The 12,393-nt window shown below is 41.8% G+C and carries 15 protein-coding genes and 1 other annotated feature; of the genes, 14 read left to right on the top strand and 1 reads right to left on the bottom strand.

Annotated elements, in window-relative coordinates; all coding sequences use genetic code 11:
* Nucleotides 1–12: 12 nt before the first annotated feature.
* The 7 genes from trmFO (at nucleotide 13) to ACLNCV_RS07715 (ending at nucleotide 5,558) form a co-directional block, all read left to right on the top strand.
* The gene (gene trmFO, locus ACLNCV_RS07745) at nucleotides 13–1,347 is read left to right on the top strand and encodes a methylenetetrahydrofolate--tRNA-(uracil(54)-C(5))-methyltransferase (FADH(2)-oxidizing) TrmFO (RefSeq protein ID WP_000083709.1); all 1,335 of its coding nucleotides are present in this window, start codon (nucleotides 13–15) and stop codon (nucleotides 1,345–1,347) included.
* 83 nt (nucleotides 1,348–1,430) lie between these two features.
* Complete coding sequence (gene pyrH / locus ACLNCV_RS07740) at nucleotides 1,431–2,156, top strand: UMP kinase (protein ID WP_000002995.1); 726 nt, start codon at nucleotides 1,431–1,433, stop codon at nucleotides 2,154–2,156.
* Nucleotides 2,157–2,176: 20 nt separating this feature from the next.
* The gene (frr, locus tag ACLNCV_RS07735; protein WP_001262225.1) at nucleotides 2,177–2,734 is read left to right on the top strand and encodes a ribosome recycling factor; all 558 of its coding nucleotides are present in this window, start codon (nucleotides 2,177–2,179) and stop codon (nucleotides 2,732–2,734) included.
* Nucleotides 2,735–2,792: 58 nt separating this feature from the next.
* Nucleotides 2,793–3,647, top strand: a complete 855-nt coding sequence (cvfB, locus tag ACLNCV_RS07730; RefSeq protein ID WP_261100082.1) for an RNA-binding virulence regulatory protein CvfB — start codon at nucleotides 2,793–2,795, stop codon at nucleotides 3,645–3,647.
* 11 nt (nucleotides 3,648–3,658) lie between these two features.
* Nucleotides 3,659–4,216: a GrpB family protein gene (locus ACLNCV_RS07725; protein WP_125442782.1), complete on the top strand. Its 558-nt coding sequence runs from the start codon at nucleotides 3,659–3,661 to the stop codon at nucleotides 4,214–4,216.
* Nucleotides 4,217–4,261: 45 nt separating this feature from the next.
* A complete protein-coding gene (locus tag ACLNCV_RS07720) occupies nucleotides 4,262–4,477 on the top strand; it encodes a YozE family protein (protein WP_001232084.1) in 216 nt (71 codons plus the stop codon).
* 85 nt (nucleotides 4,478–4,562) lie between these two features.
* The gene (locus ACLNCV_RS07715; protein ID WP_000658173.1) at nucleotides 4,563–5,558 is read left to right on the top strand and encodes a PhoH family protein; all 996 of its coding nucleotides are present in this window, start codon (nucleotides 4,563–4,565) and stop codon (nucleotides 5,556–5,558) included.
* 55 nt (nucleotides 5,559–5,613) lie between these two features.
* On the opposite strand, the gene ald is transcribed toward ACLNCV_RS07715, so the two are convergent.
* Entirely contained in the window at nucleotides 5,614–6,726 is a 1,113-nt protein-coding gene (ald, locus tag ACLNCV_RS07710) for an alanine dehydrogenase (protein ID WP_024057979.1), read from the bottom strand.
* Nucleotides 6,727–6,897: 171 nt separating this feature from the next.
* Here ald and ACLNCV_RS07705 point away from each other — a divergent pair, with 171 nt between their 5' ends.
* The 7 genes from ACLNCV_RS07705 (at nucleotide 6,898) to gloA (ending at nucleotide 12,240) form a co-directional block, all read left to right on the top strand.
* Nucleotides 6,898–7,467 carry a GNAT family N-acetyltransferase gene (locus tag ACLNCV_RS07705; RefSeq protein ID WP_024057980.1) on the top strand — a complete coding sequence of 190 codons (570 nt, stop codon included), beginning with the start codon at nucleotides 6,898–6,900 and terminating at the stop codon, nucleotides 7,465–7,467.
* A gap of 65 nt (nucleotides 7,468–7,532) precedes the next feature.
* Nucleotides 7,533–8,183: a helix-hairpin-helix domain-containing protein gene (locus ACLNCV_RS07700; protein WP_024057981.1), complete on the top strand. Its 651-nt coding sequence runs from the start codon at nucleotides 7,533–7,535 to the stop codon at nucleotides 8,181–8,183.
* Entirely contained in the window at nucleotides 8,167–10,407 is a 2,241-nt protein-coding gene (locus tag ACLNCV_RS07695) for a DNA internalization-related competence protein ComEC/Rec2 (RefSeq protein WP_424845061.1), read from the top strand. The genes ACLNCV_RS07700 and ACLNCV_RS07695 overlap by 17 nt, the downstream gene beginning before the upstream one ends.
* A gap of 72 nt (nucleotides 10,408–10,479) precedes the next feature.
* Nucleotides 10,480–10,611 (top strand) — a sequence feature (ribosomal protein L20 leader region).
* Between the two features lie 15 nt (nucleotides 10,612–10,626).
* On the top strand, nucleotides 10,627–11,157 hold the full coding sequence (gene infC / locus ACLNCV_RS07690; protein WP_000848180.1) for a translation initiation factor IF-3: 531 nt from the start codon (nucleotides 10,627–10,629) through the stop codon (nucleotides 11,155–11,157).
* 32 nt (nucleotides 11,158–11,189) lie between these two features.
* A complete protein-coding gene (gene rpmI / locus ACLNCV_RS07685) occupies nucleotides 11,190–11,390 on the top strand; it encodes a 50S ribosomal protein L35 (protein WP_001125943.1) in 201 nt (66 codons plus the stop codon).
* Nucleotides 11,391–11,441: 51 nt separating this feature from the next.
* The gene (gene rplT / locus ACLNCV_RS07680) at nucleotides 11,442–11,801 is read left to right on the top strand and encodes a 50S ribosomal protein L20 (RefSeq protein WP_000124834.1); all 360 of its coding nucleotides are present in this window, start codon (nucleotides 11,442–11,444) and stop codon (nucleotides 11,799–11,801) included.
* Nucleotides 11,802–11,859: 58 nt separating this feature from the next.
* On the top strand, nucleotides 11,860–12,240 hold the full coding sequence (gene gloA, locus ACLNCV_RS07675) for a lactoylglutathione lyase (protein ID WP_000157153.1): 381 nt from the start codon (nucleotides 11,860–11,862) through the stop codon (nucleotides 12,238–12,240).
* Nucleotides 12,241–12,393: the final 153 nt, after the last annotated feature.

The following is a 12,393-nucleotide window of genomic DNA, read 5'->3' as shown; positions in this document are numbered from 1 at the left end:
GGTATTAGTGTCGTGTCTCAATCTTATATCAATGTTATCGGTGCTGGTTTGGCAGGTTCTGAAGCAGCCTACCAAATCGCAGAGCGTGGTATTCCAGTTAAACTTTATGAAATGCGTGGTGTCAAGTCAACACCCCAGCACAAAACAGACAATTTTGCTGAGTTAGTTTGTTCTAATTCCCTTCGTGGGGATGCTTTGACAAATGCAGTTGGTCTTCTCAAGGAAGAAATGCGTCGCTTGGGTTCTGTTATTTTGGAATCTGCTGAGGCTACACGTGTTCCTGCAGGTGGTGCTCTTGCCGTGGACCGAGATGGTTTCTCACAGATGGTGACTGAAAAAGTTGCCAACCACCCTTTGATTGAAGTGGTTCGTGATGAAATTACAGAATTGCCGACAGATGTTATTACGGTTGTCGCTACTGGTCCTTTGACCAGCGATGCTCTAGCTGAAAAGATTCATGCCCTTAATGACGGCGATGGTTTCTATTTCTACGATGCGGCAGCCCCTATTATCGACGTCAACACCATCGATATGAGCAAGGTCTATCTCAAGTCTCGTTATGATAAGGGAGAAGCCGCTTATCTCAACGCTCCCATGACCAAGCAAGAGTTTATGGATTTCCATGAAGCCTTGGTTAATGCGGAAGAAGCACCGCTCAATTCTTTCGAAAAAGAAAAGTACTTTGAAGGTTGTATGCCTATCGAAGTTATGGCCAAACGTGGCATTAAAACTATGCTTTATGGTCCTATGAAACCAGTCGGTCTGGAGTATCCAGACGACTATACTGGACCTCGTGATGGCGAATTTAAAACACCGTACGCGGTTGTGCAGCTTCGCCAGGACAATGCGGCTGGTAGCCTCTACAATATCGTCGGTTTCCAGACCCACCTCAAATGGGGAGAACAAAAACGAGTCTTCCAAATGATTCCTGGTCTTGAAAATGCTGAGTTTGTCCGTTATGGGGTCATGCACCGCAATTCTTATATGGATTCACCAAATCTTCTTGAGCAGACTTACCGTTCTAAGAAACAACCAAATCTCTTCTTTGCTGGTCAGATGACGGGTGTGGAAGGCTATGTTGAGTCAGCTGCTTCAGGCTTGGTTGCGGGAATTAACGCTGCTCGTCTTTTCAAGGGAGAAAGTGAGGCGATTTTCCCAGAAACAACAGCGATTGGAAGTTTAGCTCATTACATCACTCATGCGGACAGCAAACATTTCCAACCGATGAATGTCAACTTTGGGATTATCAAGGAGTTGGAAGGCGAGCGTATTCGTGATAAGAAGGCTCGTTATGAAAAAATTGCTGAGCGTGCCCTTAGTGATTTAGAGGAATTTTTAACAGTCTAATTTTTTTGAAAGAATTGCTCACGATACTATAAAAATCTTAGAAATTGTGATAAAATAGGTAGGATAAAAAAAGGAGAGTGAAAATGGCGAATCCCAAGTATAAACGTATTTTAATCAAGTTATCAGGTGAAGCCCTTGCCGGTGAACGTGGCGTAGGGATTGATATCCAAACAGTTCAAACAATCGCAAAAGAGATTCAAGAAGTTCATAGCTTAGGTATCGAAATTGCCCTTGTTATCGGTGGAGGAAATCTCTGGCGTGGAGAACCTGCAGCAGAAGCAGGTATGGACCGCGTTCAGGCTGATTACACAGGAATGCTTGGGACTGTTATGAATGCTCTTGTGATGGCAGATTCATTGCAACAAGTTGGGGTTGATACACGTGTGCAAACAGCTATTGCTATGCAACAAGTGGCAGAGCCTTACGTACGTGGACGTGCCCTTCGTCATCTTGAAAAAGGCCGTATCGTTATCTTTGGTGCCGGAATTGGTTCACCTTACTTCTCAACAGATACAACAGCGGCCCTTCGTGCAGCTGAAATCGAAGCAGATGCTATTCTTATGGCTAAAAACGGTGTCGATGGTGTTTACAATGCCGATCCTAAGAAAGACAAGACAGCCGTTAAGTTTGAAGAATTGACCCACCGTGACGTTATCAATAAAGGTCTTCGTATCATGGACTCAACAGCTTCAACCCTCTCAATGGATAACGACATTGACTTGGTTGTCTTCAACATGAACCAACCAGGCAACATCAAACGTGTCGTATTTGGTGAAAATATCGGAACAACAGTTTCAAATAATATCTAAGAAAAGGAATAAGAAAGATTATGGCTAACGCAATTATTGAAAAAGCTAAAGAGAGAATGACCCAGTCTCACCAATCACTTGCTCGTGAATTTGGTGGTATCCGTGCTGGCCGTGCCAATGCAAGCTTGCTTGACCGTGTACATGTAGAATACTATGGAGTAGAAACTCCTCTTAACCAAATCGCTTCAATTACGATTCCAGAAGCGCGTGTTTTGTTGGTGACACCATTTGACAAGTCTTCATTGAAAGACATCGAACGTGCCTTGAATGCCTCTGATCTTGGTATCACACCAGCTAACGATGGTTCTGTTATTCGTTTGGTTATCCCTGCTCTCACAGAAGAAACTCGTCGTGACCTTGCTAAAGAAGTGAAGAAGGTCGGAGAAAATGCTAAAGTGGCTGTCCGCAATATTCGTCGTGATGCTATGGATGAAGCTAAGAAACAAGAAAAAGCAAAAGAAATCACTGAAGACGAATTGAAGACTCTTGAAAAAGACATTCAAAAAGTAACAGACGATGCTGTTAAACACATCGATGACATGACTGCCAACAAAGAGAAAGAACTTTTGGAAGTCTAAAAATAAACAGAAAACTCAGTTGGCATTGCTGGCTGAGTTTTATTCGAAAGAAGGAAATATGAATACAAATCTTGCAAGTTTTATCGTTGGACTCATCATCGATGAAAACGACCGTTTTTACTTTGTGCAAAAGGATGGCCAGACCTATGCTCTTGCCAAGGAAGAAGGTCAACATACAGTTGGGGATACGGTTAAAGGTTTTGCCTACACGGATATGAAGCAAAAACTCCGCTTGACCACTCTAGAAGTGACTGCAACTCAGGACCAATTTGGTTGGGGAACTGTAACGGAAGTTCGTAAAGACTTGGGTGTCTTTGTGGATACAGGCCTTCCTGACAAGGAAATCGTTGTGTCACTCGATATCCTCCCTGAGCTTAAGGAACTTTGGCCTAAGAAGGGCGACCAACTTTACATCCGTCTTGAAGTGGACAAGAAAGACCGTATCTGGGGTCTCTTGGCTTATCAAGAAGATTTCCAACGTCTGGCTCGTCCTGCCTACAACAACATGCAGAACCAAAATTGGCCAGCCATTGTATACCGTCTCAAGCTGTCAGGAACTTTTGTTTACCTGCCAGAAAATAACATGCTTGGCTTTATCCATCCTAGCGAGCGTTACGCAGAGCCACGTTTGGGGCAAGTATTAGATGCGCGTGTCATTGGTTTTCGTGAAGTGGACCGCACGTTGAACCTCTCCCTCAAACCACGTTCCTTTGAGATGTTGGAAAATGATGCCCAGATGATTTTGACCTACTTGGAAAGCAATGGCGGTTTCATGACCTTAAATGATAAGTCATCTCCAGACGACATCAAAGCAACATTTGGCATTTCTAAAGGTCAGTTCAAGAAAGCACTCGGTGGCTTGATGAAGTCTGGCAAAATCAAGCAAGACCAGTTTGGTACAGAGTTGATCTAGGCCTTATAGACATGAAAAAGAAACTTGAAGAAATGAGTTTAGAGGAACTCTGGCAACTTTTTCCTATTTTTCTAGTAGAGCACAAGTCAGAGTGGAAAGACTGGTATGAATTGGAGAAAACAAGTCTTAAAAAAATATTGGGTGCAAATGTTATTAAAAGAATAGAACATATCGGTAGCACTGCTATCCCTAATATTTGGGCCAAAAATATCGTTGATATTCTGCTAGAAGTAGGTAGAATAGAGGATTTAGCAAGAGTTAGGGATTTATTGGTGAAGAATGGTTGGTTAGTGATGTCGGAGAGTCCTAATAGGATTTCGCTAAATAAAGGATATACAGAGCAGGGATTTGCTGAGAAAGTTTTTCATTTACATTTGCGAATGACGGGAGATCATGACGAGATTTATTTTAGAGATTATCTCTGCCAGCATTCAGATATTGCCCAAGCGTATCAGGAATTAAAACTCAGTTTGTGGAAAAAATTTGAACACAATCGAGACGCCTATACTGATGCGAAAACGGATTTTATAAACCACTACGTTTCAGAGGCTAAGTCCAGTAATTTTTAAAAATCAGAAAAGTTTCATCAAAAAAAGTCTTGATAGGAGAAAGAATTGAGAAAATCATTTTACACTTGGCTCATGACTGAGCGCAATCCTAAAAGTAACAGCCCTAAAGCCATTTTGGCAGACCTCGCTTTTGAAGAATCAGCCTTTCCAAAACACACAGATGATTTTGATGAGGTGAGTCGCTTTTTGGAGGAGCATGCCAGTTTCTCTTTTAACCTAGGAGACTTTGACGCTATCTGGCAAGAATACTTAGAACACTAGCATTTATTCACTGGGTTTGGGCTAGTAATTTCTCCACCCCTTTGTTATAATAAAAAGAAATAAAAGGATTAGAGAGGTTCTTTATTTGAAGGAACATTCAATAGACATTCAACTGAGTCATCCAGATGACCTGTTTCATCTTTTTGGTTCCAATGAACGCCATCTTCGTTTGATGGAAGAAGAGCTTGATGTTGTGATTCATGCTCGTACGGAGATTGTGCAGGTTTTGGGAGAAGAAGCTGCATGTGAGGAAGCCCGTCAGGTTATCCAAGCCTTGATGGTTTTGGTGAATCGTGGGATGACGGTTGGGACGCCAGATGTGGTGACTGCAATTAGCATGGTCAAAAACGATGAAATCGACAAGTTTGTCGCCCTTTACGAAGAAGAAATCATCAAGGATAATACTGGGAAGCCTATCCGTGTCAAAACCTTGGGTCAAAAACTTTATGTGGACAGTGTCAAACAGCATGATGTGACCTTTGGAATCGGACCTGCAGGGACTGGGAAGACCTTTCTTGCAGTTACCTTGGCAGTGACAGCCCTTAAACGCGGGCAGGTCAAGCGAATTATCCTAACTCGTCCAGCAGTGGAAGCTGGTGAGAGTCTTGGATTTCTTCCGGGTGATCTTAAGGAGAAGGTAGATCCTTACCTTCGACCTGTTTATGATGCCTTGTATCAGATTCTGGGCAAAGACCAAACAACTCGTCTCATGGAACGTGAAATTATCGAGATTGCACCTCTTGCCTACATGCGTGGACGAACCTTGGATGATGCCTTTGTCATTCTTGATGAGGCGCAAAATACGACTATCATGCAGATGAAGATGTTTTTGACTCGTTTAGGCTTTAATTCTAAGATGATTGTCAATGGAGATATCAGTCAGATTGATCTTCCGCGTAACGTCAAGTCCGGTTTGATTGATGCCCAAGAAAAGCTCAAGAACATTCACCAGATTGACTTTGTTCATTTTTCAGCTAAGGATGTGGTTCGCCATCCAGTTGTCGCTCAGATTATCCGAGCTTATGAACCAGCTCCAGTTAAAAATGAAGAGCGTGAAGAAGTCCAAGAAGAAACAGAATAGCAAAAAAGAGCAGTTCAGGTGGAATTGCTCTTTCTTTTATCTGATAATTAGATTTTTATACTAGTTCATCAATTGGAGTATGTTTTTTATCGAGTCCTTGAGCAACTGGTAGGCTAGTTAAGTAACCTTGATAAGTGGTCACACCTTGACGCAAGCCCTCATCTTCAGCAATTGCTTGTGCGAATCCTTTGCCAGCCAAAGCTTCGATATAAGGAAGAGTGACATTGGTTAGGGCGATGGTTGAAGTGCGAGCAACCGCACCAGGAATATTAGCAACGGCATAGTGGAGAACACCGTGTTTTTCATAAACAGGCTCATCGTGCGTGGTCACACGGTCAGCCGTTTCGATAACGCCACCTTGGTCAACGGCAACGTCCACAATGACAGAGCCTGGACGCATTTGCTTGACCATCTCATCTGTCACCAATTTTGGTGCTTTGGCACCTGGGATGAGAACCGCTCCGATCACCACATCCGCATCTCTCACACTGGCTTCGATGTTGAGCGAATTGGACATAAGGGTTTGAATTTGATGACCAAAGACCTCCTCTAAAACGGAGAGACGTTTAGCACTAATATCAAGGATGGTCACTTGCGCTCCCAATCCTAAAGCGATGCGGGCAGCATGGGTCCCTACGACACCGCCACCGATGATGGTTACTTTCCCTTTAGGTACACCCGGTACACCACCCAGTAGAACGCCAGAACCTCCTGCTTGCTTAGTTAGGAAATGAGCACCGATTTGGACTGCCATACGGCCTGCAACCTCACTCATAGGTACGAGGAGTGGTAACTGACCTTGGGAATCACGGACAGTTTCATAGGCAATCCCTGTTGTTTTTGCTACTAGCATAGCATCTGCTAATTCAGGCGCTGCGGCCATGTGTAAGTAGGTAAAGAGAAGCAGGTCGTCACGCAAGTACCCATATTCAGAAGCTAATGGTTCTTTTACTTTCACGACTAACTCTGCGGCCCAAGCTTCACTAGCAGTAGCGACAATCTCAGCTCCTTGCTTTTGATAGTCAGCATCAGTAAAGCCAGAACCGAGACCAGCATTTGTTTCGATAAGGACGCGATGACCACGACCGACTAAGCTGTGGACACCAGCAGGTGTGAGGGCGACACGGTTTTCATTATTCTTAATTTCTTTTGGAATTCCGATTAACATAGAGAAAAACTCCCTTTCTATTGACGGGCTGTAAATGATTTATCACAATTATCTATAAAATAAGGTGATGATTTTATTCTATATGAAACCGCTTTAAAAAGCAAGAAAAATTTGTTATCACTTCTTTTTTATGCTAGACTGGTAGAAAATATTTTTAAATGGAGGAGAAGTATGGAATCAATCTTTTTAAAACTAGCTCAGTATCTAATAGTGGAAACAGAGCGTTTATTGCTTAGACCTGTAACCTTGGATGATGCGGAAGAAATGTTTGAGTATGCCTCGGACAGAGAAAATACGCGTTACACTTTTCCAACCAATCAAAGCTTGGAAGAAACCAAGAATAACATTGCTCAGTTTTACTTGGCTAGTCCCTTGGGACGGTGGGGAATCGAACTAAAAAGCACTGGCCAGTTTATTGGAACCATTGACTTGCACAAGATTGACCACATTCTCAAAAAAGCAGCTATTGGCTACATTATCAATAAAAAGTATTGGAATCAAGGATTGACGACAGAAGCAAATCGGGCCGTGATTGAGCTGGCTTTTGAGAAGATTGGAATGAACAAGTTGACCGCCCTTCATGACAAAGACAATCCCGCATCAGGAAAGGTCATGGAGAAATCAGGTATGCGCTTTTCCCACGAAGAACCCTATGCCAGAATGGATAATAAAGAACCAGGTCGAATTATCACAAGGGTTCATTATGTCTTGACTAAGGAAGACTATTTTGCAAATAAGTAAGCAGTTGAAAATATTTTTCAGCTGTTTTTTCTTCCTCTTACGAATAATCTAAGAGAGGAGAAAATATGGAAGCAATTATCGAGAAAATCAAAGAGTATAAAATCATTGTCATCTGTGCTGGTTTGGGTTTGGCCTTGGGCGGATTTTTCTTGCTAAAACCATCTACACAAAAATCCGTCACAGAAACAAATTTACAGGCTGAAGTTGCAGCTGTTTCAAAGGATTCATCGTCTGAAAAAGAAGTCAAGAAGGAAGAAAAGGACGAATCTCTTGAACAAGATTTGATTACGGTAGATGTCAAAGGTGCTGTTAAATCGCCAGGGATTTATGATTTGCCAGTAGGTAGTCGGGTTCATGATGCCGTTCAGAAAGCTGGTGGATTGACAGAGGATGCAGATAGTAAGTCGCTCAATCTCGCTCAGAAAGTCAGTGACGAGGCTCTTGTCTATGTTCCAACTAAGGGAGAAGAAGCGGCTAGTCAGCAGACTGCCTCTGGAACGCCTCCTTCGACAAGTAAAGATAAGAAGGTCAACCTAAATAAAGCTAGTCTGGAAGAACTCAAGAAGGTCAAAGGCTTGGGAGGAAAACGAGCCCAGGATATTATCGATCATCGTGAGACAAATGGCAAATTCAAGTCAGTAGATGAATTAAAGAAGGTCTCTGGTATTGGCGCTAAGACCATAGAAAAGTTAAAAGACTATGTCACAGTGGATTAAGAATTTCCCTATCCCCCTAATCTATCTGAGCTTTTTATTACTCTGGCTTTACTACGCCATTTTTGGAGCGTCCTATCTCGCACTGCTAGGCTTTGTTTTTCTGCTAGTTTGTCTCTTTATTCAATTTCCTTGGAAATCAGCAGGCAGAGTTCTAGTGATTTGTGGAATCTTTGGTTTCTGGTTTCTGTTTCAAAATTGGCAACAGAGTCAAGCGAGTCAAAATTTGGCGGATTCTGTTGAAAGGGTACGGATTTTGCCTGATACTATTAAGGTTAATGGTGACAGTCTATCCTTTCGTGGCAAGTCTGATGGAAGTATTTTTCAAGTTTATTATAAACTCCAGACAGAGGAGGAGAAAGAGCAATTTCAAACCTTGACAGACCTTTATAATATAGAACTAGAAGGGAAGCTTTCGGAGCCAGAAGGGCAGAGAAATTTTGGTGGTTTTGACTACAAAGCTTATCTGAAAACCCAAGGGATTTACCAGATACTCAATATCAAAAAAATCCAGTCACTTCAAAAGGTTGGCAGTTGGGATATAGGTGAAAACCTGTCCAGTTTACGTCGAAAGACTGTAGTTTGGATTAAGACGCACTTTCCAGACCCTATGCGCAACTACATGACAGGGCTCTTGCTGGGACATCTGGACACCGACTTTGAGGAGATGAATGAGCTTTATTCCAGTCTAGGAATTATCCATCTTTTTGCCTTGTCGGGTATGCAGGTAGGCTTTTTCATGGATGGATTTAAGAAACTACTTTTGCGATTGGGCTTGACCCAAGAAACGTTGAAATGGCTGACTTATCCCTTTTCCCTGATCTATGCAGGCCTGACAGGATTTTCAGCATCGGTCATTCGTAGTCTTTTGCAAAAACTATTGGCTCAGCATGGCTATAATGGCTTAGATAATTTTGCCCTTACTGTACTTGTTCTCTTTATCGTCATGTCCAACTTTTTCTTAACAGCAGGAGGTGTCTTGTCCTGCGCCTATGCTTTTATCTTGACCATGACCAGCAAAGAAGATGAGGGGCTTAAGGCTATTGCTAGAGAAAGTCTAGTCATTTCCTTGGGCATACTACCTATTTTATCCTTCTATTTTGCAGAATTTCAGCCTTGGTCCATCCTTTTGACCTTTGTCTTTTCCTTTCTTTTTGACTTGGTCTTCTTACCGCTCTTGTCTATCTTATTTGTCTTTTCCTTTCTCTATCCAGTCATTCAGCTAAATTTTATTTTTGAATGGTTGGAAGGGATGATTCGCTTGGTGTCACAGGTGGCGAGTAGACCTCTAGTCTTTGGACAACCCAATGCATGGCTTTTAATCTTATTATTAATTTCCCTGGCTTTGGTCTATGATTTGAGGAAAAACATTAAAAGACTAACGGTATTGAGCTTATTGATTACAAGTCTCTTTCTCCTGACCAAGCATCCACTGGAAAATGAAATTACCATGCTGGATGTTGGGCAAGGGGAAAGTATTTTCCTAAGGGATGTAACTGGGAAGACCATTCTCATAGATGTAGGTGGCAAGGCAGAATCTGATAAGAAAATCGAAAAATGGCAAGAAAAGGCGACGACCAGCAATGCACAGCGAACCTTGATTCCCTATCTCAAAAGTCGAGGAGTAGCCAAGATTGACCAGCTAATTTTGACCAATACAGATAAGGAGCATGTTGGAGATTTGTTGGAGATGACCAAGGCTTTCCATGTAGGCGAAATTTTAGTGTCCAAAGGCAGTTTGAAACAGAAGGAATTTGTAGCAGAACTACAGGCAACTCAAACCAAGGTGCGCAGTGTGACAACAGGAGAGAACCTTCCAATTTTTGGAAGTCAGTTAGAAGTCTTATCTCCAAGGAAAATTGGAGATGGAGGTCATGAAGATTCTCTAGTTCTGTATGGAAAACTCTTGGATAAGCACTTTCTTTTCACAGGAAATTTGGAGGAGAAAGGAGAGAAGGATCTTCTAAAGCAATATCCTGACCTAGAGGTGGATGTTTTGAAAGTTGGCCAACATGGATCTAAAAAATTATCAAGTTCAGCCTTTTTAGAACAGCTCAAACCAGAGATGACTCTCATCTCAGTTGGAAAGAACAATCGAACCAAACTACCCCATCAGGAAACCTTGACACGACTGGAAGGTATCAATAGCAAAGTTTATAGAACTGACCATCAAGGAGCTATACGCTTTAAGGGGTTAGATAGTTGGAAAATCGAAACGGTTGGTTAATGAGCAGAAACTTTTCAAAAAAATAACTTTTTATCTTGACAAGGGCTAGAAAACTTGGTATCATATAAAAGTTGAGAAAAGCAGAAGTGAGAGCTTCTCGCCTTGTGACATTAAGTTGCCTGGCCCTACGGATGAAAAGTTTCTAAGAAACGCTATCATAACGTGCGGGCTTGTATATTTACGAGTCCGCTATTGTTTTTCTCTAATAAAACAAAAGAGGTGAAAACCATAGCAAAGCAAGACTTATTCATCAATGATGAGATTCGTGTACGTGAAGTTCGCTTGATTGGTCTTGAAGGAGAACAGCTAGGCATCAAGCCACTCAGTGAAGCGCAAGCTTTGGCTGATAACGCTAATGTTGACCTAGTATTGATTCAACCCCAAGCCAAACCGCCTGTTGCAAAAATTATGGACTACGGTAAGTTCAAATTTGAGTACCAGAAGAAGCAAAAAGAACAACGTAAAAAACAAAGTGTTGTTACTGTAAAAGAAGTTCGTCTAAGTCCAACTATTGACAAGGGTGACTTTGATACAAAACTTCGCAATGCACGCAAATTCCTTGAAAAAGGAAATAAAGTTAAGGTATCTATTCGCTTTAAGGGTCGTATGATTACCCATAAAGAGATTGGTGCAAAAGTTTTAGCCGAGTTTGCTGAAGCAACTCAAGATATTGCCATCATCGAACAACGTGCTAAAATGGATGGACGTCAAATGTTCATGCAATTGGCGCCAGCGACTGACAAAAAATAATTGTCAGAAAGTTAAATAAAGGAGAAAAAATCATGCCAAAACAAAAAACACACCGCGCATCAGCTAAACGTTTCAAACGTACAGGTTCTGGTGGACTTAAACGTTTCCGTGCTTACACTTCTCACCGTTTCCACGGAAAAACTAAGAAACAACGTCGTCATCTTCGTAAAGCATCTATGGTGCATTCAGGAGATTACAAACGTATCAAAGCAATGCTTACTCGCTTGAAATAATAGCTTGACTGTAAGTAAACAATTCTAGGAAATATTTGGAGGAAATAAAACATGGCACGTGTTAAAGGTGGCGTTGTATCACGTAAACGTCGTAAACGTATTCTTAAATTAGCAAAAGGTTACTATGGAGCTAAACACATCTTGTTCCGTACTGCAAAAGAACAAGTAATGAACTCTTACTACTATGCATACCGTGACCGTCGTCAGAAAAAACGTGACTTCCGCAAATTGTGGATCACTCGTATCAACGCGGCAGCTCGTATGAACGGACTTTCATACTCACAATTGATGCATGGTTTGAAATTGGCTGAGATCGAAGTTAACCGTAAAATGCTTGCTGACTTGGCTGTTAACGATGCAGCAGCTTTCACAGCTCTTGCAGATGCAGCTAAAGCAAAACTTGGTAAATAATAACAGATAAGACTGGAACAGGATTGTCCCAGTCTTTTTAAAAATAAAGGAGAAAAATATGGCTTCAAAAATGCTACATACTTGCTTGCGAGTAGAAAATCTTGAAAAATCAATCGCATTTTATCAAGATGCTTTTGGATTTAAAGAATTGCGTCGCAGAGATTTTCCAGACCATGCCTTCACGATTGTCTATCTAGGTCTTGAGGGTGATGACTATGAGTTGGAGTTGACTTATAACTACGATCATGGTCCTTATGTGGTTGGAGATGGATTTGCCCATATCGCCCTAAGTACACCTGATCTTGAGGCGCTTCATCAAGAGCACAGTGCCAAAGGTTATGAAGTTACTGAGCCAAATGGCCTACCAGGAACTGCGCCTAACTATTACTTTGTCAAAGACCCTGATGGCTACAAGGTCGAAGTCATTCGTGAAAAATAATCTCGTGAGGTTAAGTAGAATGTTCGTTTTCTACTTGACTTTTTTTAGCTGAAAGAGTATACTAGTAAAAATTTAACCTTTAAGGGGAGTCCAGAGAGACTCACAAGGTGTCAGATAAAAGAATAGTACAATTTTCTAGAGGAGACTTTTTGA

It is taken from the genome of Streptococcus sp. CL5.50 (assembly GCF_049738015.1).
Classification (GTDB): Bacteria; Bacillota; Bacilli; order Lactobacillales; family Streptococcaceae; genus Streptococcus; species Streptococcus mitis_CA.
The sequence above is the reverse complement of the archived record's forward strand: the minus strand, read 5'-3'. Positions and strand labels throughout refer to the sequence as shown.